Origin of the sequence: Rhizobium leguminosarum (assembly GCF_004123835.1) — a bacterium.
Taxonomy (GTDB): Bacteria; Pseudomonadota; Alphaproteobacteria; order Rhizobiales; family Rhizobiaceae; genus Rhizobium; species Rhizobium leguminosarum_M.
On record NZ_MZMU01000002.1, the window covers coordinates 397,049 to 415,896 of the forward strand.

The 18,848-nt window shown below is 59.9% G+C and carries 18 protein-coding genes; 16 read left to right on the forward strand and 2 right to left on the reverse strand.

What is annotated here, in order from left to right:
• Positions 1 to 22: 22 nt before the first annotated feature.
• The 6 genes from B5P46_RS03280 to B5P46_RS03305 all read left to right on the forward strand — a co-directional run bounded on the left by B5P46_RS03280 (position 23) and on the right by B5P46_RS03305 (position 6,447).
• Positions 23 to 1,279, forward strand: a complete 1,257-nt coding sequence (locus B5P46_RS03280; protein ID WP_129417450.1) for an ABC transporter substrate-binding protein — start codon at positions 23 to 25, stop codon at positions 1,277 to 1,279.
• Complete coding sequence (locus B5P46_RS03285; RefSeq protein WP_129417451.1) at positions 1,276 to 2,193, forward strand: carbohydrate ABC transporter permease; 918 nt, start codon at positions 1,276 to 1,278, stop codon at positions 2,191 to 2,193. Before B5P46_RS03280 ends, B5P46_RS03285 begins: the two co-directional genes overlap by 4 nt.
• Positions 2,194 to 2,216: 23 nt before the next feature.
• Positions 2,217 to 3,050 (forward strand): carbohydrate ABC transporter permease, encoded by an 834-nt coding sequence (locus B5P46_RS03290; RefSeq protein ID WP_206735306.1) that lies wholly within the window; start codon positions 2,217 to 2,219, stop codon positions 3,048 to 3,050.
• A gap of 11 nt (positions 3,051 to 3,061) precedes the next feature.
• A complete protein-coding gene (locus tag B5P46_RS03295; protein WP_129417453.1) occupies positions 3,062 to 4,015 on the forward strand; it encodes an SIS domain-containing protein in 954 nt (317 codons plus the stop codon).
• Positions 4,012 to 5,310, forward strand: coding sequence for a D-tagatose-bisphosphate aldolase, class II, non-catalytic subunit (locus tag B5P46_RS03300; RefSeq protein ID WP_129417454.1), 1,299 nt, complete (start codon positions 4,012 to 4,014; stop codon positions 5,308 to 5,310). Before B5P46_RS03295 ends, B5P46_RS03300 begins: the two co-directional genes overlap by 4 nt.
• Positions 5,311 to 5,376: 66 nt before the next feature.
• Positions 5,377 to 6,447, forward strand: a complete 1,071-nt coding sequence (locus B5P46_RS03305; protein ID WP_129417455.1) for an ABC transporter ATP-binding protein — start codon at positions 5,377 to 5,379, stop codon at positions 6,445 to 6,447.
• Between the two features lie 94 nt (positions 6,448 to 6,541).
• On the opposite strand, the gene B5P46_RS03310 is transcribed toward B5P46_RS03305, so the two are convergent.
• Complete coding sequence (locus B5P46_RS03310; RefSeq protein WP_129417456.1) at positions 6,542 to 7,222, reverse strand: redoxin domain-containing protein; 681 nt, start codon at positions 7,220 to 7,222, stop codon at positions 6,542 to 6,544.
• A gap of 391 nt (positions 7,223 to 7,613) precedes the next feature.
• On the opposite strand from B5P46_RS03310, the gene B5P46_RS03315 reads away from it, so the two are divergent.
• The 7 genes from B5P46_RS03315 (at position 7,614) to B5P46_RS03345 (ending at position 14,253) form a co-directional block, all read left to right on the forward strand.
• Positions 7,614 to 8,096, forward strand: coding sequence for an NUDIX domain-containing protein (locus B5P46_RS03315; RefSeq protein WP_129417457.1), 483 nt, complete (start codon positions 7,614 to 7,616; stop codon positions 8,094 to 8,096).
• A 154-nt stretch (positions 8,097 to 8,250) separates the two neighbouring features.
• The gene (locus tag B5P46_RS03320; protein WP_020487077.1) at positions 8,251 to 8,532 is read left to right on the forward strand and encodes a hypothetical protein; all 282 of its coding nucleotides are present in this window, start codon (positions 8,251 to 8,253) and stop codon (positions 8,530 to 8,532) included.
• Between the two features lie 271 nt (positions 8,533 to 8,803).
• Positions 8,804 to 9,679 carry a DMT family transporter gene (locus B5P46_RS03325; protein ID WP_129417458.1) on the forward strand — a complete coding sequence of 292 codons (876 nt, stop codon included), beginning with the start codon at positions 8,804 to 8,806 and terminating at the stop codon, positions 9,677 to 9,679.
• 158 nt (positions 9,680 to 9,837) lie between these two features.
• Positions 9,838 to 10,752 (forward strand): ABC transporter permease, encoded by a 915-nt coding sequence (locus tag B5P46_RS03330; RefSeq protein WP_129417459.1) that lies wholly within the window; start codon positions 9,838 to 9,840, stop codon positions 10,750 to 10,752.
• Positions 10,753 to 10,755: 3 nt separating this feature from the next.
• Positions 10,756 to 11,682: an ABC transporter permease gene (locus tag B5P46_RS03335; protein ID WP_206735301.1), complete on the forward strand. Its 927-nt coding sequence runs from the start codon at positions 10,756 to 10,758 to the stop codon at positions 11,680 to 11,682.
• Positions 11,675 to 13,309 carry an ABC transporter ATP-binding protein gene (locus tag B5P46_RS03340; RefSeq protein ID WP_129417461.1) on the forward strand — a complete coding sequence of 545 codons (1,635 nt, stop codon included), beginning with the start codon at positions 11,675 to 11,677 and terminating at the stop codon, positions 13,307 to 13,309. Before B5P46_RS03335 ends, B5P46_RS03340 begins: the two co-directional genes overlap by 8 nt.
• Positions 13,306 to 14,253: a 2-hydroxyacid dehydrogenase gene (locus tag B5P46_RS03345; RefSeq protein WP_129417462.1), complete on the forward strand. Its 948-nt coding sequence runs from the start codon at positions 13,306 to 13,308 to the stop codon at positions 14,251 to 14,253. Before B5P46_RS03340 ends, B5P46_RS03345 begins: the two co-directional genes overlap by 4 nt.
• 27 nt (positions 14,254 to 14,280) lie before the next feature.
• Here B5P46_RS03345 and B5P46_RS03350 read toward each other — a convergent pair whose 3' ends face one another.
• Complete coding sequence (locus tag B5P46_RS03350; RefSeq protein WP_128403317.1) at positions 14,281 to 15,000, reverse strand: GntR family transcriptional regulator; 720 nt, start codon at positions 14,998 to 15,000, stop codon at positions 14,281 to 14,283.
• Positions 15,001 to 15,144: 144 nt separating this feature from the next.
• Between B5P46_RS03350 and araD the strand changes: the two genes are divergently transcribed.
• Genes araD through B5P46_RS03365 form a run of 3 tightly spaced genes read left to right on the forward strand, consistent with a single transcriptional unit; the run spans position 15,145 to position 18,814 of the window.
• The gene (araD, locus tag B5P46_RS03355) at positions 15,145 to 16,881 is read left to right on the forward strand and encodes an L-arabinonate dehydratase (RefSeq protein ID WP_129417463.1); all 1,737 of its coding nucleotides are present in this window, start codon (positions 15,145 to 15,147) and stop codon (positions 16,879 to 16,881) included.
• 9 nt (positions 16,882 to 16,890) lie between these two features.
• Positions 16,891 to 18,081, forward strand: a complete 1,191-nt coding sequence (locus B5P46_RS03360) for an L-talarate/galactarate dehydratase (RefSeq protein ID WP_129417464.1) — start codon at positions 16,891 to 16,893, stop codon at positions 18,079 to 18,081.
• Positions 18,082 to 18,103: 22 nt separating this feature from the next.
• Positions 18,104 to 18,814, forward strand: coding sequence for a ribonuclease activity regulator RraA (locus tag B5P46_RS03365; RefSeq protein WP_025397389.1), 711 nt, complete (start codon positions 18,104 to 18,106; stop codon positions 18,812 to 18,814).
• Positions 18,815 to 18,848 lie beyond the last annotated feature (34 nt).

The following is an 18,848-nucleotide window of genomic DNA, read 5'->3' on the forward strand; positions in this document are numbered from 1 at the left end:
AAGAATAATGAAGGATGGGAACATGCATAAATTGATCTTGCCTCTACTTGCATCAGCGGCTTTGGCAATCGCCGCACCCGCTCTTGGCCAGGATGCCAAGCCACTTGCCGGTCAATCGATCACGGTGCTCATGCCATCGCCGCAGGGACCGAACATCGCCTCTGACTTCGAAGCCGAAACCGGCATTCACGTCGACCTGCAGACCCTGTCGTGGGACGACATCCGCCCGAAGCTGGTGACGGCTTTGGTTGCCGGTACAGCGCCAGCGGATGTGACCGAATTCGATTGGTCCTGGACCGGTCAGTTCAGCGCAGCCGGTTGGTATATGCCGCTCAACGACGTGATCGACGCCGATACGGTGAAAGATATCGGCGTTGCCAAGATCTTCACGGTTGACGGCAAGTTATTGGGAATTCCCTACACCAACGACTTCCGGGTGATGCTCGTCAACAAGAAGCATTTCGCGGATGCAGGCATCACCGAGATGCCGAAAACATTGGACGCCCTGGTCGCTGCAGCCAAGAAGATCAAGGAAAAGGGCATTGTCGAGTATCCGATCGGCCTGCCGGTTTCAGCGACGGAAGGCGCATCAACGAGCTGGTACTTGCTGACCAAGGCCTTCGGTGGCGAACTCTTCGACAAGGACTTCAATCCGCTGTTCACCTCGCCGGATTCGGCTGGTTACAAGGCGCTTGCTTTCGAGTTGATGCTCCTCAAGGAAGGGCTGGTCGATCCGGCGTCTACCGGCCTGAAGGACAGCCAGATCAATGAGAGCATGTTCGCGCAGGGCATCACCAGCATCATGATCTCCGGTGAGCCTGGTCGTCTTGGCCAGATGAACGATCCCAAGCAGTCGAAAGTCGCCGGCCAGGTAGAGGCGATCCTCGTGCCGACGGCAAGCGGTGAAACGCGCAGTTTCGGCCTTCCGGAAGCGCTGGCTATTCCAAATGTCTCTCCCAACAAGGAGGCGGCGATCGCCTTCGTCAAATGGTTTACCAGCAAGGACTTCCAGAAGAAGAATGCAGTGAACGGCTTCCTGCCGACACGCACGTCGGCGCTTTCCGAACTCAACGAGTCCGGAAAGCTGAACAGCGGCGACGCTCTCGTGGCGCAGGCGAAGACGGTTGAGCCGCTGTTCCCGCAAGGCACGCCGCCTTGGTACCCGCAATTTTCCAGCGGCGTGAACACAGCCATCAATAGCGCTGCCAAGGGACAGATGAGCGTCGACCAGGCGATGGAGGCCATCGCTTACGCCGCAAAGCAGGCAATGGCGCAATGACCGCTTTGGCGTCCGAAGGGGCCACCAGCAAACGTGGGGTCGGCTTCAACGCCGACGCCACACTCGGCTTGCTGTTGGTGTCGCCCATCATTCTCACGATGGCAGCTTTGGTCTTCTACCCGATGGGAAGAACCGTCTGGGACAGCCTGCACAGGGTCAACCCCATGCAGGCCGGCACGCCATTCGTCGGTCTTGAGAACTACAGCCGAATGCTGTCGGATGGCCAGCTCGCGACGACCTGGAGCAACACGCTCATGTACGTTGTTCTGGCCGTCACCGCCGAAACCGTGTTCGGCGTTCTTGCGGCCGCTCTCATCAATCAGATCAAGGTCGGGCGGCAGTGGGTTCTCGCAGCGGTGATCTTGCCCTGGGCGCTGCCCGGCGTTGTGAATTCGGTCATTTGGCTTTGGATTTATCAACCGGGCGCGGGTCTGTTGAACGGTATTCTTTCCGCACTCGGGCTCCCCTTCGAAAATCACGTCTGGTTCAACGATCGCACCAGCGCCATCGTCGCCGTAACGGTCGTCCATGTCTGGCGCATGATGCCTTTGACGATCGTCATCGTCCTTGCCGCGATGCAGAGCATACCTGCGCATCTCTACGAGGCTGCGCGGATCGATGGGGCAACGCGCATCCAGATGTTCGGATGGGTAACCCTTCCGCTGGTTCGCAGTGCGATCGCTGTCGCCATGACGAACGCAACCGTGAACGCTTTCAATCTCTTCGACGAGGCCTGGGTTCTGGCGGGTGCCAGCCTCGAGACCCGACCGGTGCTCGTCCAGATCTACCTCGAAACCTTCCAGAATCTCCGCTTCTCGTATGGCATGGCGCTATCGGTCGTGATCACTCTCGTGTCTCTGCTGATTTCGCTCGTCTACGTCCTTCGTGTCTATCGCAACACACGGTTCGACTGATGAGATCCACTATTGCCTATCGAATGATGATTTGGACCGGTGTCGTCGTCCTGTTGATCTGGTCTCTGGGGCCGATCTACTGGACCATCGCGAGTTCCGTTACGCCCAGCGAAGACTTCTCGACCCGACCGATCAACTTCTTTCCGCAGCACTTTACGCTCGATCACTACTCCCGGCTGCTCGGCATCGATATCGCGCGGATCGGAGGTGTGGAGGTATTCAAACAGTTCCGTGCCGCATTGCTCAATAGCGTAGTGACATCAATCGCTGCCACGCTGCTTTGCGTCGCGATATCCTCTCTTGGGGCTTACGCGTTCACCAGGCTTCAGTTTCCCGGCCGGAAAGCGCTTTTTGTCGCTGTCGTCGCGACCCTGGCCATTCCTGCCTACGCTGTCTTGATCCCGCTCTATCAGATCATGATCACGCTGCATCTCGTCGATACCTATCTGGGTGTTTCGCTTATCTATGTCTCGGCATTTCTGCCCCTGTCGCTCTGGCTGTTGCGGAGCGTGTTCGAAGCTCTTCCGATCGCACTGGAAGAGGCGGCGCAACTCGACGGAGCGGGCCGGCTCTACATTTTCTTCAACATCGTCCTGCCGCTGGCCGGACCGGGTCTGACGGCAGCGGCAATCCTCACCTTTCTTGGCGCCTGGGGACAGTATCTCGTACCGCTCATTTTTTCGCCGCAGGCGACGAAGCCCCTAACGGTTCTGATTCCCGAATTCGTAACGAAGAACTTCATCGACTACGGCCTCATCACAGCGAGCGGCTCGATCGCGATCGTCATTCCCGCCCTCGTCGTCATTTTTCTCAACCGTTACCTCGTCAGCGGCCTGTTGGCTGGTTCTGTCAAATAATCGGAGACTTCATGAGCACGACCGAAAAGGTTATTTTCGAGCAATTTCCCTATTGGGAGAAGGCCATTGAATTGAATTCAGCCGACGACCGCGCGGAGCTGCTCGTCTTTGTCGGTTGCGGCACGTCCTTCAATCTTGCCCTCTCGCTGGCAGCCTATGCCAATATGGCCGGACGCAAGGCAATCGCAGTCCCTGGTGCCGAATGGCAGAACCGACCCTCGGCCTTCTGGCCGGAATGGCGCAACACGCATGTCGTCGCGCTTTCCCGGAGCGGCGAGACGACAGAAACAGTGGCCGCAGCAAAGGCAAGCCGCGCCGCCGGCGCCTTCGTGACGGCGATAACCGTCGAACCGGAAAGCTCTCTGGCGAAAAATTGCGATCGGATGGTCACGGCCGAAACCCATCCGGACGAAGGTATCGTCATGACGGTCTCGGCGAGTCTCATGGTCCTTCTCGGTTTGCAGATGATCGGGCAGAAGGTTCCTGCCTCTGTCGTGAATTCGGCCCGCCAGCTCGCGAGCGCTCTCGATGCGGCACTTCCTGGACTTATCGCCGACCGGTCGCACTTCGTCTTTCTCGGTGGGGGGCCTCTCTTCGGCGTCGCCCTGGAAGGAGCGCTCAAGCTCATGGAAATGAGCCAGATCATGACCCAGGCCTTCCACCCGCTGGAATACCGCCACGGTCCGATCAGCCTCGTTGACGGGAAGACGGTTGCGGTCATGCTGTACAGCTCCGACCAGAGGGAGGCGGAGACGAAACTGGTGCGAGAACTGAGAGAAAAAGGCGCGGTCGTCATCGGTGTGGGTGGTCCAGGCGATCTGGAACTCGCCGTTGATGTCGATCTGTCGCTTGCGGGTCTCGTTGTCCTTCCGGCGCTGCAGGTCCTCGGCGAACGCGCCGCGCAGGCTCGGCAAATCGACACGGTCTCTCCCCGTCACCTGACGAAGGTTGTAACGCTCGCATGACGCCGATCGAAGAGAACCGGCAGATCGCGCTGCGAAAGCTTTTCGATGCCCGAAACCTGCCTTTTCCCCATGGCGTCACTTCGGTCTGCTCGGCTCATCCGCTGGTCATCGAGGCAGCGCTTCGGCGTGCCGGCATAGAGCACCGGGCAGTCCTCATCGAAGCCACCTGCAATCAGGTCAATCAGGAGGGCGGCTATACCGCGATGACGCCGGCGGACTTTCGCAGGTTCATCGAGGCCATCGCCGCAGCGACTGACTTCCCAACTGAACGCGTCATCCTGGGAGGTGATCACCTCGGCCCCAACCCATGGAAAAAATTGGCGGCCGAGGAGGCAATGCTGCGCGCCGCGGCTATGGTGACGGCCTATGTCGAGGCAGGGTTTGAAAAGATTCACCTGGACACGTCAATGGGCTGTGCCGGTGAACCAACCGCGCTCGATGACGAATTGACCGCGGCGCGGGCCGCTCGATTGGCAAAGGCCGCTGAAGAGGCCGCTCTTCGTTCAGGCCGCCGTCCGCCGGTCTATATCATCGGAACCGAAGTGCCGCCTCCAGGTGGTGCAACGCACGCACTCGAAGAAATCGAAATTACGCGGGCCGATGCGGCGATGAAAACGCTGGCAGTTCACCGGGCGTCGTTTGCCGAAGCCGGCTTGGCGTCGGCGATGGAGCGGGTCATTGGAATCGTGGTTCAGCCGGGGGTGGAATTTGGCAACACGGACGTGGCGCTCTACAAGCCTGAACGAGCCAAGAGCCTCATTCGTTCGCTGAGCGACATGCCGGGCTTGGTTTTCGAGGCACATTCCACCGACTACCAACCGGCCGAAGCCTTGTCTGCTCTCGTTGACGGCGGCTTTGCGATCCTCAAGGTCGGACCAGGGCTGACTTTCGCGCTGCGCGAAGCGCTCTACGGTCTCGATGCGATCGCTGACGTGCTTGCGGGGAGGACGCCAGGAACCGGACTGGTGACGACCATGGAAAAAATCATGGTCGAGCAACCGGCAAGCTGGGCGGGCCACTATGGCGGCAGTCCCGATGAGGAGCGACTGCAACGGCATTTCAGCTATAGTGATCGAATTCGATATTACTGGCCGGATCCTCGCGCATCCGCCGCGGTCGGCGAATTGTTCACCCGGCTCCCCGATGAAATTCCCGAAACTCTGATCAGCCAATATCTCGGCCGACTGTATTCTGACGTGGCGTCAAAGCGGGTCGCTCCGAAGGCCCGCGAACTCTGCCTTGCTGCGATCGACGCGGTATTGGCACCCTATTCAGCCGCCACGGCAATCCGATGAGCAATCGACAGCCGTGTCAGACGAGCGGCTGCATCCGAAGATACCAACATTCAGCCGGAGAAAATTATGGCGTCAGTAAGCGTGGCGAATGCCCGCAAGAGCTACGGTCACTTCGAAGTTCTGCATGGGGTGGATATTGATATCCAAGACGGCGAATTCGTTATCCTCGTCGGTCCGTCCGGGTGCGGGAAGTCGACATTGTTGCGGATGATCGCCGGCCTCGAAGAGATTTCAGCTGGCCGGATATCGATCGGCAGCAAGGTCGTGAACAATGTCGCGCCAAAAGAACGCGATATCGCGATGGTTTTCCAGTCCTATGCGCTCTACCCCCATCTGACAGTGGAGGCGAATATGGGTTTTTCGCTGAAGCTGGCGAAAGCACCCAAGGAACAGACCAGGCAGCGTGTTCGAGCAGCCGCTGAAATTCTGGGGCTCGAGCATCTGCTCGATCGATATCCGAAAAACCTGTCGGGTGGCCAACGCCAACGTGTGGCGATGGGCCGTGCCATCGTCAGAAATCCGCAGGTCTTCCTGTTTGACGAACCATTGTCGAACCTGGACGCAAAGCTGCGTGTCCAGATGCGTTCGGAAATCAAGCAACTGCATCAGCGACTGAAGACAACGACCATTTACGTCACCCACGACCAGATCGAGGCCATGACGATGGCCGATCGGATTGTTGTGATGCGGGACGGCTTCGTCGAGCAGATAGGCTCGCCGCTCGATCTCTACGACCGGCCTGCAAACCTTTTCGTGGCGGGCTTCATCGGTTCGCCGGCGATGAACCTTATTCGAGGCCAGGTCAGCACTTCGGGGCCGCTGGAGTTGATCGCGGACGGCGGAGGCAGGTTGCCGCTGCCGGAAGCAGCGTCACTGGAACGCGGCGCGCAGCTTATCTACGGCATTCGCCCTGAACATCTCGCAATCGGACAAGGTCCTGTTGCCGCTGAGGTCGTGCTCGTTGAGCCTACCGGTGCTGAGATCCAGGTCACCACGAAGTTTGGTGAGGATCATCTCGTTGCGACGGTAAGAGAGCGCCTTGATCTGCGCGCCGGCGACCAAATCGTCATTGCCCCAGACCTTAGCAAACTGCATCTGTTCGACGCAAAAACCGAACAACGGTTGAAGTCTGTCTAACGTGACAATTTTTTCGGACTGGCGGAATGTGGAGGTCAAGCTGATGACAGGTCGGAGACGAGTTCGCCAACGCTGGCGAATGGTTCGCTGCAGGTCAGCGTTCAAGGCTGCCGGCGGCGGCGATTATCTCCGCCGCAGTCGGGAAGATGCAAAGGCTGTTCGGTCCGTCCAGCGCCTCAATTTGCGACCAGGCGATGGTGCCGTTCGCATTGACCAGGAAGTGCCCGACGAGCTGGGTAGCGTGGTTCGAGAAGATCGCCAAATCGGCTTCATCAAGCTCGAAGCGGTCCTTGGCGTTGAGTATCATATTAGCTTCCATCGGCTGTAGCAATTCCGGCAACTCGCCCGTGGGGTTGATGCGCGCCGCCTGGAACTGCGCCATCGTCGCGCTATAAGGCCATTCGGGCTGCTTGCTGCTCCCATCGGGCAGGAACTCAGCATGGGGCACACCATAGGCCCGATGTGTGTGGCAGTCGGGATCGCATAGCAGCGTTACTGGCGTCGGACGGTGGCGGAAATACAGGCGAGCGCGTTCCACCGGAGTGTTGATAACAGCCACGGTCTCCACTCCGGAGGCGCGCAGGGTGGGCTGTATGCCAGCAAGCTGTTCGACCTGGCGCCGACAGAACGGGCAGTGCAGCCCGCGAAAGAACCCGATCACGAACGGGCGACCGCTCAAATCGGCAAATGAGACCGTTCCGTCGAAGTTGGCCGTGGCTAGTGCGAAGGCGGGGGCGGTTTCTCCTGGTTGCAGCGGGCGATTCTGGTCTCCCATGGAATGATTCCTTTGTCGTATCGTCCAGGTGGACGACCGAAATTCAACTATATCACTTGTCGCAAGAAGGCCCAGCGCTCGATGTTGAGACCGCCGAATGTGGTTCGGCATGCCATTTGGCCCTCCGACCGGCGTCGAGAGCTTGCCGGTATCGATCGCCGCTCCTATCTTATTTAGAATAGACTGATGGAGAAACGAGATGGCGGAACTTGTGGCCGACACTCTAATCGACACGACGATCGAGATTATTCCACCGGAAGACACAAAGGAACAACCCGATAGTCGTGCTTGCCTTTGCTGTAAGCGCCGGCGTCAGTGGATGGACGATGACGGCTGCGGCATCTGTGAGGAATGCCTAGCCTCGTGATCGACACAAGAAGGGCACAACGCGATGGCAATCCGTAGCGCCGGACTTCTGCTCTACCGGCGTGTTTCCAGGGACATCGAAGTGCTTCTCGTCCATCCGGGCGGTCCTTTCTGGGCTGGGAAAGACGAGGCTGCGTGGTCGATCCCGAAGGGATTGATCGAGTCTGGAGAAGATGAGCTCGCGGCGGCAATAAGGGAGACTGCCGAAGAGCTGGGTGTAGCAGTCGATGGCAGGTTCACACCGTTGGGCGAATACCGACAATCTGGCGGAAAGATAGTTGTCGCGTGGTCGATCGAAGCCGATCCGGTACTGGACGTGAATGCGATACAGAGTTCCGAATTTCAAATGGAATGGCCGCCACGGTCAGGCCGGGTAAAGAGCTTTCCGGAGGTTGATCGCGCGGGGTGGTTTTCCCTGCCCGACGCAGCCGTAAAGCTCTTGAAAGGGCAGCGACCAATGCTTGCCGGCCTCCTGACGCAGCTGGAACAATCGGGCCGAAGTTATTGATTGAGCCGTCCCATCTGGCTGTACTATGCGTCAGGTGCGCGGCAGCCATGAGTTGCTTCTGAACACAGCCATCCTATCTGACAGTCACCGCCATGTGACTGAAATCGAGAAATTGGAGCTGCGATCCACCTTGGGCACGCGCGAGGAGACAATCATGAACGGCATTTCCAAAACCCTGAACGACATGACGCTTGTCGAACGCTCGAGCCTGCTCGACACCGTTGCCGACGCCTTGGAAGCAACGGCCGAGGAGGCGGAAGGTGAGGGCGACGCCCGCTTCGTCGCCAACTCTATCTGCGTCGCCAATACGATTCGCGGACTATCCGGCGATCTCACGCCGCGCGATCTGCAGGCAGCGGAGTTGCTCCTTGAGCAGGGCATCATGCTCGTTCACCAGTTTTCGAACCGGGCGAAAACGAACGGAGTGATCCACTAGCGGGGGCGAGGCGACCCTGTCAGCAATGCGCTCTGTCAGTGTGGACGGCGGCTGATGGATGGAGATAAAGCCGTTAATCCGCGCCGGCATAACGGATGCTGCCGGCCCCTGATGAGAACGAGCGGTCTCAGCCGCGGCAAACCGTTGGGAGCCCGGAGATTAGCAGACACGCCAGGAAGGCTTTATTTCCAATGGAGTGCCGGTTCAACGCGCAGCCGTATCGAATGGCCGATATAGCAGGGTTCACCTTTGTTCGATCAGGAGAAGCGTGATGCAGCCTGGTCGCACAGGCCTTGCGGTAGGCATGATGGTGGCCGCCGCTTTTTTAAATAGTCTCGACGCAGTCATCGTGCGTTTGCTGGCCGGTGACGTGCATCCATTGATGATCGGGTTTTTCCGGTCGTTTTTCGGACTTCTTGTCGTCACGCCCTGGATCGTGTCACGGGTCGACCTGAAAGCCTCTCCCTATCGTGTTCTGCATGTCGTGCGTGCGGGTCTGAAGCTTGCCTCACTGGTTGCTTTGTTCGTTGCTTTTGCGCACGCGCCACTCGCCGATGCCACGGCGATCAATTTCACCATGCCGATGTTTCTCGTTCTCGGTGCGTGGCTAGTGCTCAAGGAACATGTCGGCATCTCCAGTGTGGCTGGCATTGTCGCAGGTTTTGTCGGCGTCATGATCATCATTCGCCCTGGAGCGTCCGGTTTCGACCAATGGCTGCTTTTTGCGCTGGCAGGAGCGGTCTTGACGGCGGCCAGCCAATTGATGCTGCGGCGGATGGCATTGAAGGATAGTGCCGACCGGCTGGTTGCATGGAATCTGATAGCGACGGTGCCGCTTGGCCTGATCGTCATGCTGCCGGTCTGGTCAATGCCAACCTGGAGCCAACTCGGACTGCTTGCCATGCAAGGGGCACTCGGCGCACTCAACATGACGCTGATCACACGCGCCTTCGGTATGGCGGCCGCAAGCGTTCTGGCACCGCTCGACTTTCTCCGACTGCCCGTCGTGGCCCTGATGGCCTTCTCATTTTTCGCGGAAGTTCCGGCCGCACAGACTTGGATCGGCGCGGCGGTGATCATCGGGGCGGCCATTATTGGAACCCGCGGCATGACATGGCGACGCAAGCCGCCGGTTGATAAGCCCTGACGATTTTTGGGGTTCACAAAAATTTTAGATGCACTAATATTTCAGTTATAGCGACGTTCGTCGAGCCGTGCCTGTTGCCGGAGGGGTATGACAGGCAGCACAGACGAAGACGAAACCGGACATCATGGCCCCTATGGGGGTCACTCGGGAGGAGTGGCATGAAGAGTTTCATCGGCAAGCGCGCGATCGCCAGTGGCGTATCGCTCGTGGTGCTTATCGTCATCGTGTTCTTCCTGTCCCGGCTGACGGGCGATCCGACCGACCTCTATCTGCCGATCGATGCGACCACGGAAATGCGCCAGCAATTCCGTGAGATGAACGGTTTCAACGATCCGTTGATCATCCAGTTCGGCCGTTATGTCTCGGATCTTGCCCAAGGCAATTTCGGTCAGTCACTGCGACAGGCCCGTCCGGCCATGAATGTCGTGTTGGAGGCCTTCGTCTGGACCTTCTGGCTGGCTGCCATCACCATGGCGCTGGTCACGGTCGCCGCGATCGTCATCGGTTCGCTGGCGGCCTTTCGCGTCGGCGGCGTCTTCGACCGTCTTGCCACTTTCTTCTCGCTGATCGGCGCTGCGGCGCCGGATTTCTGGCTGGCCATCGTGGCGATCGTCATTTTCGCCGTCAAACTGCATGTCCTGCCGACATCGGGAACGGGAACTTTCTGGCACTGGGTCCTGCCGGTCAGCGTGCTGTTCATCCGGCCCTTCGGCCTGATCCTGCAGGTGGTCCGCGGCTCGATGATCAGTGTTCTGTCTTCCGCCTATGTGAAGACGGCCCGCGCCAAGGGGGTCCGCTCGAACTCGATCATCTTCATTCATGGACTGCGCAACGCCATGCTGCCGGTGATCACAGTCATCGGCGACCAGGCGGCCGCCATCTTGAACGGTGCCGTTGTCGTCGAGACGGTGTTTGGTTTTCCGGGCATCGGCAAGCTGATGATCGATTCCATTTTGCTTCGCGATTTCGCCGTCGTGCTGGCCGTCATCATGGTCTCGGCACTGGCGATCTTTATCATGAACCTGTTGATCGACATCGCCTATGCGCTGCTCGATCCGCGCATCCGGTATTGAGCGATGACGATGGCCGACACACAAATCCTCGCCGAGAAAAAACCAAGCGGCCCGATCGGGCGTTGGCTGACGATGCTGTGGGCGGACAAGCTCGCTTTTTTCGCGGCTTTGTTCCTCTTGATCGTTCTGCTCTGTGCGCTGTTTGGCCCGTTCCTGCTGGAGGCCATCGCCACCAAGCAGAACCTGCGGGGCCGGAACGCGCCGCCGTTCGATATCACCCGCGGAATGCTTTATGTCCTCGGCGCCGATGCGCTGGGCAGGCCGCTTCTTGCCCGCGTCATCGTGGCGTCGCAAAACACCATCCTGGTTGCCGCGGCAGCCGTGTTCGCATCATCCGTCGTCGGGACGGCGCTCGGTCTGGTGGCAGGTTACAGCCGCTCCTCCGCGGCTCAATGGATCATGCGCCTCGGCGACGTCATCATGTCCTTTCCGTCGCTGCTTCTGGCGGTGATCGTGCTCTACATGCTCGAGCCCTCGGTCACCAATATCGTCCTCGTCCTGGCGATCACCCGCATTCCCATCTATCTGCGCACCACGCGCGCCGAAGTGCTGGAAGTGCGCGAGCGGATGTTCGTGCAGGCGGCGAAGGTCATGGGAGCATCGTATTGGCGCATTGTCTTCCATCACATCCTGCCAGTGATCTTCCCCACGCTGGTGACCATCGCGACGCTGGATTTCGCCTTCGTCATGCTGGCGGAATCCTCGCTGTCGTTTCTTGGGATCGGCATTCAGGCGCCGGAGATCACCTGGGGTCTTATGGTTGCTCAAGGACGACCCTATCTCACCAATGCCTGGTGGCTTTCCTTCTGGCCGGGCCTTGCAATCATTCTGACGACGCTGTCGCTGAACCTTCTGTCGAATTGGCTGCGCATCGCGCTCGATCCGACACAACGCTGGCGCCTTGAAATGAGGGGCAGGAAAAATGGCTGAACATCTTTTGGAAGTGCGTGACCTCTCGGTCGAGTTCCACACCGCCAGCGGAACCGTCAAGGCGGTGCAGGATGTCAGCTGGCATCTCGATCGCGGCGAGACGCTGGCGATCCTTGGGGAAAGCGGTTCGGGCAAGTCCGTGTCGGCCTCGGCGATCATGAACCTGATCGACATGCCACCCGGCAGGATCACCAGCGGCACAATTCTCCTCAACGGCCGCGACATGCTGAAAATGACGCCCGAGGAGCGGCGCTCGATCAACGGTGCCAAGATCGCCATGATCTTTCAGGACCCTCTCGCCCACCTCAATCCGGTCTATCCGGTCGGCTGGCAAATCACCGAGATGATGACGACGCATGGTCAGTCGGCGGAACGCGCTGGCGAGAGGGCGCTCGAATTGATCGGGCGCGTCGGCATAAGCGATCCGCAGGCGGCGATGCGAAAATATCCGTTCCAGTTCTCCGGCGGCCAGCGGCAGCGCCTGATGATCGCCATGGCGATCGCCTGCAAGCCCGATATCCTGATCGCGGATGAACCCACCACCGCGCTTGATGTTACGGTGCAGGCGCAGGTGCTCGAACTTCTGCAGGAGCTGCAGCAGGAAACCGGCATGGGCCTGTTGCTGATCACCCACGATTTGGGCGTCGTTGCCGAGATCGCCGACCGGGTCGTGGTGATGAATTCCGGCTGCGTCGTCGAAACCGGCAATGCGGCCGAAGTCTATCGCAACCCGCAGAACGCCTATACGAAGAAGCTGATTGCCGCCGCACCGGGGAAGGGTGCGATGGCCCAGGAGCGTGACCGGCAGGGCGAACCGCTGCTGCGCGCCATTGGCTTGAAAAAGAGTTTTGGCGCATTCCAGGCGCTGAAGGGCGTGGATTTCGTCATCATGCCCGGCGAAACGGTTGCCGTTGTCGGCGAGAGCGGTTCCGGTAAGTCAACTCTTGCCCGGGCGATCGTTCGCCTCGATGATCCGCAGGAGGGCCAGGTTCTCTACCGCGGCAACGATCTGCTTGCGATGACCCCGAGAGAAATATTCGGGCTGCGTCGCGATTTGCAGATGGTCTTTCAGGATCCGACGCAGTCACTGAACCCGCGAATGAGCGTGTTCCGGTTGATTTCGGAGGCCTGGGTCATTCACCCGGATATCCTGCCGAAAGCGAGATGGAAGGAGAGAGTGGCCGAGTTGCTGGTCAAGGTCGGCCTGAAACCGGATATGGCCGATCGGTATCCACATCAGTTTTCCGGCGGCCAGCGCCAGCGCATCGCGATTGCCCGGGCGCTGGCGATGGAGCCGAAACTGATCATCTGCGACGAGGCGGTTTCGGCGCTCGACGTGTCGATCCAGGCACAGGTGATTGCCCTGCTTGAGGGCCTGCGTCGCGAATTCGGCCTGTCCTACCTCTTCATTGCACACGACCTGCCGGTGGTTCGCGATTTCGCCGATCGCGTCATCGTCATGAAGGCCGGCGAGATTGTCGAGGAGGGTCCGGTGGAACAGATCTTCAACGCGCCCTCCCACCCCTACACACAGGCGCTTCTTGCCGCGAGCCTCGATCCCGATCCGGAGATCCAGGCCACTCGACGCGCTGCCCGCCAACGACAGGAAGGACTCGTTTCCGCATGAAGCCCGATGTCATCGTCGCCTATCCGCTCCGGCCCCATCAGATGGCGATGCTGGAGGAGACCTACACGCTGCACCGGCTGGATCTTGTCAAAGGCGAAGATCGGGAGGCTCTCTTGCAGGAAGCCGGCCCGATCTCTTCCGCGCTGGTCTGCAACGGCCATGTGACGATCAACGAAGCCCTGCTTTCGAAGTTGCCGGCATTAAAGCTCGCCGCTTGTTCCTCGGCTGGCTACGACCAGATGGATGTCGAGGCGATGACCCGGCGCGGCATCAAGCTCACCAACACATCCGAAGTGCTGTGCGATGACGTTGCCGACATGGCACTGCTTCTGATGCTGGCGGCACGCCGGCGCCTGCCGGAAGGCGATCGCTATGTGCGCTCCGGCGATTGGGGGCAGAAAGGCATGATGCCGCTGACGACGTCGACCTCGGGCAAGAAGGCCGGGATCGTCGGCCTCGGCCGCATAGGGATGGCCATTGCCAAGCGATGCGAAGCTGTCGGGCTGACGGTCGGCTATTATGGGAGGACGAAGAAAGCCGGCAACGATTTTGCCTATTTCGACGCGCCGGTAAAACTGGCGGACTGGGCCGATATCCTGATCGTCGCGACCCCGGGCGGTCCCTCGACCGAAGGGTTGATTTCGGCCGACGTGCTGAATGCGCTCGGACCGACGGGCAGCTTCATCAACATTGCCCGCGGCACCGTCGTCGACGAACCGGCCTTGATCGAGGCCTTGCAGGAAAGGCGGATCGCCTCGGCCGGCATCGATGTCTACCTCAACGAACCCAATCCCGATCCGCGCTTCGCAGCGCTCGACAACGTTGTGCTCTATCCCCATCACGCCAGCGGTACCGAGGAAACGCGCGACAGGATGGCGCAATTGACGGTCGACAACCTTGCCGCCTTCTTCGCAGGCAGGCCGCTGCTGACGCCGGTCAACTGACCCGAGTGGAACCCACGGCGCCGCAGATCAGACGAAGTAGTCCGGGAACTCCTTCCGCAGGTCTTCCACTTTTGCGACGGTGCGGCTGAGATGCTCGCGGATTGCATCGACTGCACCCTGTTCGTCGCGAGCGGCAATGGCATCGATGATGGCATGGTGCCCATCGAGAATGCTGACGATCTTGCCCTTCTCGGGCAGATGCAGACGACGAATGCGCTCGAGATGGCCGGACCGCTCGCGTATCAATTGGTGGAGGCTACTGCGCTTGGCGCCTGCGAACAATGTCTGGTGAAAGAGCTCGTCGAGCTCCTGGAAGATCGCAATCTGATCGGCGTCGTCGGCGACTGCCGACTGCATCTTGATGATCGACCGGGCGCGGGTAATGACGCTCGGATCAGGATCCGGATCGGTTGCGAGGCGGCGGCAAACCTCCGTTTCCAGTGCAACGCGAAGGAAATGTGCCTCGTAAATCTGCAGGACGTCGATCCTGGTCACCACAGTGCGGGACTGCGGATAAATGCGAACCAGACCCTCCTGTTTGAGAAGCTGCAATGCGTCACGGATGGGAGTCTGGCTGACTTCATAAGTCTCTGTAAGTTCGGTGCGCGACAGCGTGGTGTCCGGCGGCAGCTGAATGGTGATGATGCGCTTTCGCAGATCATCATAGACCCGCTGGACCGTACTGCCGGCGACGACCGGAAAACCGGGTGCAGTCAGGCCGAATGTGGAGGCAAATTGGGAATTCATATGAGGCGTCCTTTTCGACTCCATTCATAGCTTTGCACGACCTAATGCACAAGAACGCAAACTTTCCATTGATATATATGTCAAACTAAAATATCAGTTTGGTCCAAACGCTGAGATAAGCAAGCGAAAAGGTGGGAGAAAGCCGTGACCGCGAGGAAAACCTACGAGCAATTGCGGTCCGCCCGATGGATGTTGCCGGATGATCAGCGCTCGTTCGGCCACCGGTCGCGGACCATGCAGATGGGTTACGCGCCGGAGGATTGGCAGGGAAAGCCTATCATTGCGGTGATCAATACCTGGTCCGATGCGCAGCCGTGCCACATGCATTTCCGTGAACGCGCCGAATGGGTGAAACGGGGAATTCTTCAATCGGGCGGGTTCCCCATGGAACTGCCCGCTCTTTCCCTTTCCGAAAACTTCGTCAAGCCGACCACGATGCTCTATCGCAATATGCTGGCGATGGAGACCGAGGAACTGCTGCGCAGCCATCCTGTCGATGGCGCCGTTCTGATGGGTGGCTGCGACAAGACAACACCCGGCCTTGTCATGGGCGCAGTCAGCATGGGCATTCCCTTCATTTATCTCCCTGCCGGCCCGATGCTTCGCGGCAACTATGCCGGCAAGACGCTGGGCTCCGGTACCGACGGCTTCAAATATTGGGACGAGCGCCGCGCCGGCACGATCTCCCAGGAGGAGTGGCAAGGCATCGAAGGCGGAATCGCCCGCAGTTACGGTCATTGCATGACCATGGGCACGGCATCGACGATGACGGCGATCGCCGAGGCTATGGGATTGACGCTGCCGGGCGCATCCTCGATCCCCGCTGCCGACGCCAACCACCAGCGCATGTCGGCGGCCTGCGGCCGCCGCATCGTCGATATGGTGTGGGAGGATCTGACGCCGGAGCAGATTATCACGTCCGCGGCCGTCGACAATGCGGTCACGGTCGCCATGGCGACCGGCTGCTCCACCAATGCGATCATTCACCTGATCGCCATGGCGCGGCGCGCCGGCGTCCCGCTGGAGCTCGATGATCTCGATCGCATCGGTCGCACGACGCCGGTTCTCGCCAACATCCGGCCTTCCGGTTCGACCTACCTGATGGAGGACTTCTTTTATGCGGGTGGCTTGCGCGCCTTGATGAAGCAGCTCGGCGACAAGCTGGATCCCACTGCGATTACCGTCACGGGCAAACCCTTGGTGGACGGCCTCGACCAGGTGAAGATCTACAATGACGACGTTATCCGGCCATTGTCGAACCCGGTCTATCACGAAGGTTCGCTGGCCGTGCTCAAGGGGAACCTGTGTCCCGACGGCGCGGTCATCAAGCCAGCGGCCTGCGACCCGAAATTCCATCGCCATTGCGGCCCGGCGCTGGTTGCCGATAGTTATGCGGAGATGAAGAAGATCATCGATGATCCCGACTATCCGCTGACGCCGGACACGGTTCTCGTGCTCCGCAATGCCGGCCCCCAGGGCGGACCGGGCATGCCGGAATGGGGCATGATCCCGATGCCGAAGGCGCTGTTGAAGCTCGGCCTGCGCGACATGGTGCGTATCTCGGACGCCCGCATGTCCGGAACCAGTTTCGGCGCCTGCGTGCTGCATGTCGCACCGGAATCTTATATTGGCGGGCCTCTGGCACTGCTGAGGACGGGGGACATGGTCGAGCTTGATATTCCGGCACGCAGCCTCAATATGCTGGTTTCCGAAGAAGAGATCACAGCGCGGCGTGCCGCTTGGGTGGCGCCGACGCGGCATTACGAGCGCGGTTACGGCTTTATGTTCTCCGGCCATATCGAACAGGCCGACAAAGGCTGCGACTTTGATTTCCTGACCACGGAATTCGGTGGCAAGACGCCGGAACCGGCCATCAACTGAGGCACCACGATGTTTGATCCCGATCGACGTACGATTCCCGCACAGCCTCCCAAGGCTGGCTTCGCTGCCGGTCCGTCCAAGCTGGACGCCATCCGATCGGTCACCCTGTCGCTCGTTTACCTGCCTTTGGCGCGGCCGATCAGTGATGCCAAGGTTTTGACGGGCCGGCAGAAGCCGCTGACGCAGGTGGCCTTTCTATTTTGCGAGATCGTCTCCGAGGCCGGCCATAGCGGTCTCGGTTTCAGTTACTCGAAGCGGGCAGGCGGGCCTGCGCTTTATGCACATGCCTGCGAGCTTGCCGACAACCTGATCGGCGAAGATCCCAACGATACCGCGCGCATCTGGGACAAACTCTGCTGGGCCGGGGCCTCGGTCGGCCGCTCCGGCATCGCGACCCAGGCAATCGCCGCCATCGACATCTGCCTCTGGGACCTGAAGGCAAAACGCGCCGGCCTGCCGCTCGCAAAACTGCTTGGCGCTCATCGCGACAGTGTCGCCTGCTACAACACCTCCGGCGGCTTCCTGTCATCGAGCGTCGAGGAAATCCGCGATGCCATCGATCACTCGATCGCCTCCGGCATCGGCGGCATCAAGATCAAGGTTGGACAGCCGGACCCGATGATCGACCTTCGCCGGCTTGATGCGGTGACCTGCCATATCGATGGCCGTGTTCCGCTGATGGTCGATGCAAACCAGCAATGGGACCGCACGACGGCCTTGCGCTTCGGCCGGCTGGTCGAGCCGCTCAATCTCGAATGGATCGAAGAGCCGCTCGATGCCTATGACGCCGAGGGCCATGCGGCACTGGCACGCGAACTCGCCACGCCGATCGCCACCGGCGAAATGCTGGCAAGCGCCGACGAGCACATGGCGCTGATCCGGGCCGATGCGGTCGACTTCATTCAGCCGGATGCGCCGCGTGTCGGCGGCATCACGCCCTTTTTGCGTATCTGCACACACGCCGAGGCGAAACGTATGCGCCTGGCCCCGCATTTCGCCATGGAAATCCATCTGCACTTGGCTGCCGCCTATGCGCATGAGCCGTGGGTAGAGCATTTCGATTGGCTGGCGCCACTGTTTAACGAACAACTCGATATCAAGGACGGTCGGATGATCGTGCCGGCCCGTCCGGGGCTTGGTTGCAGCTTGACGGGCAAAGCCCGTGACTGGACCGCGGAAACGCGCAGCTTCGGCGTCTGAATGAGAACGAGGAGAAGGAAATATGAATCCCGCAACCCGTGAAAAACTGATGGGTGTCTCCGTGGCGACGCTCTGCTCGGCCCTGTTCAAGCGCGGCCTGAGAAACCAGACGATCCAGGATGTTCGGCCGGTCCAGCCGAAGGGCCGCAATATGGTCGGACCGGCCTTCACGCTGCGCTACATGCCGGCGCGCGAGGACCGCAACGCGATGAACGTCTTTCGCAACCCGAAACATCCGCAACGGCTTGCGATCGAGACTTGCCCGGAAGGCGCTGTTCTGGTGATGGACAGCCGCAAGGATCCGCGTGCAGCCTCCGCCGGCGACATCCTGATTACCCGCCTGATGATGCGCGGCGGAGCCGGCGTCGTCACCGATGGCGGCTTCCGGGACGCCATGACGATCGGCGGCCTCGATATCCCCGCCTATCACCATCGTCCCTCCAGCCCGACGAACCTGACGCTGCACGAGGCAATCGACATCAATGTGCCGATAGGCTGTGGCGATGTGGCGGTCTTCCCGGGCGACATCATGGTTGGCGACGATGACAGCGTGATCGTCATCCCGGCTGAGATCGCCGACGAGATCGCCGATGAAGCGGTGGAGATGACCGCTTACGAGGATTTCGTCACCGAGCGCGTCAAGCAAGGTCATACGATCATTGGCCTCTACCCGGCCACCGACGAAAGCAATCTGACGCTCTTTGCCGAATGGCGAAAGGCAAACGGCCGCTAAGGTGACCCAACCTTGGACAACACTTCACGCATCA

Coding starts and splice junctions, on each gene's coding strand:
- B5P46_RS03280 (WP_129417450.1), top strand. CDS start 23: ATGCATAAATTGATCTTGCCTCTACTTGCATCAGCGGCTTTGGCAATC.
- B5P46_RS03285 (WP_129417451.1), top strand. CDS start 1,276: ATGACCGCTTTGGCGTCCGAAGGGGCCACCAGCAAACGTGGGGTCGGC.
- B5P46_RS03290 (WP_206735306.1), top strand. CDS start 2,217: ATGATGATTTGGACCGGTGTCGTCGTCCTGTTGATCTGGTCTCTGGGG.
- B5P46_RS03295 (WP_129417453.1), top strand. CDS start 3,062: ATGAGCACGACCGAAAAGGTTATTTTCGAGCAATTTCCCTATTGGGAG.
- B5P46_RS03300 (WP_129417454.1), top strand. CDS start 4,012: ATGACGCCGATCGAAGAGAACCGGCAGATCGCGCTGCGAAAGCTTTTC.
- B5P46_RS03305 (WP_129417455.1), top strand. CDS start 5,377: ATGGCGTCAGTAAGCGTGGCGAATGCCCGCAAGAGCTACGGTCACTTC.
- B5P46_RS03310 (WP_129417456.1), bottom strand. CDS start 7,222: ATGGGAGACCAGAATCGCCCGCTGCAACCAGGAGAAACCGCCCCCGCC.
- B5P46_RS03315 (WP_129417457.1), top strand. CDS start 7,614: ATGGCAATCCGTAGCGCCGGACTTCTGCTCTACCGGCGTGTTTCCAGG.
- B5P46_RS03320 (WP_020487077.1), top strand. CDS start 8,251: ATGAACGGCATTTCCAAAACCCTGAACGACATGACGCTTGTCGAACGC.
- B5P46_RS03325 (WP_129417458.1), top strand. CDS start 8,804: ATGCAGCCTGGTCGCACAGGCCTTGCGGTAGGCATGATGGTGGCCGCC.
- B5P46_RS03330 (WP_129417459.1), top strand. CDS start 9,838: ATGAAGAGTTTCATCGGCAAGCGCGCGATCGCCAGTGGCGTATCGCTC.
- B5P46_RS03335 (WP_206735301.1), top strand. CDS start 10,756: ATGACGATGGCCGACACACAAATCCTCGCCGAGAAAAAACCAAGCGGC.
- B5P46_RS03340 (WP_129417461.1), top strand. CDS start 11,675: ATGGCTGAACATCTTTTGGAAGTGCGTGACCTCTCGGTCGAGTTCCAC.
- B5P46_RS03345 (WP_129417462.1), top strand. CDS start 13,306: ATGAAGCCCGATGTCATCGTCGCCTATCCGCTCCGGCCCCATCAGATG.
- B5P46_RS03350 (WP_128403317.1), bottom strand. CDS start 15,000: ATGAATTCCCAATTTGCCTCCACATTCGGCCTGACTGCACCCGGTTTT.
- B5P46_RS03360 (WP_129417464.1), top strand. CDS start 16,891: ATGTTTGATCCCGATCGACGTACGATTCCCGCACAGCCTCCCAAGGCT.
- B5P46_RS03365 (WP_025397389.1), top strand. CDS start 18,104: ATGAATCCCGCAACCCGTGAAAAACTGATGGGTGTCTCCGTGGCGACG.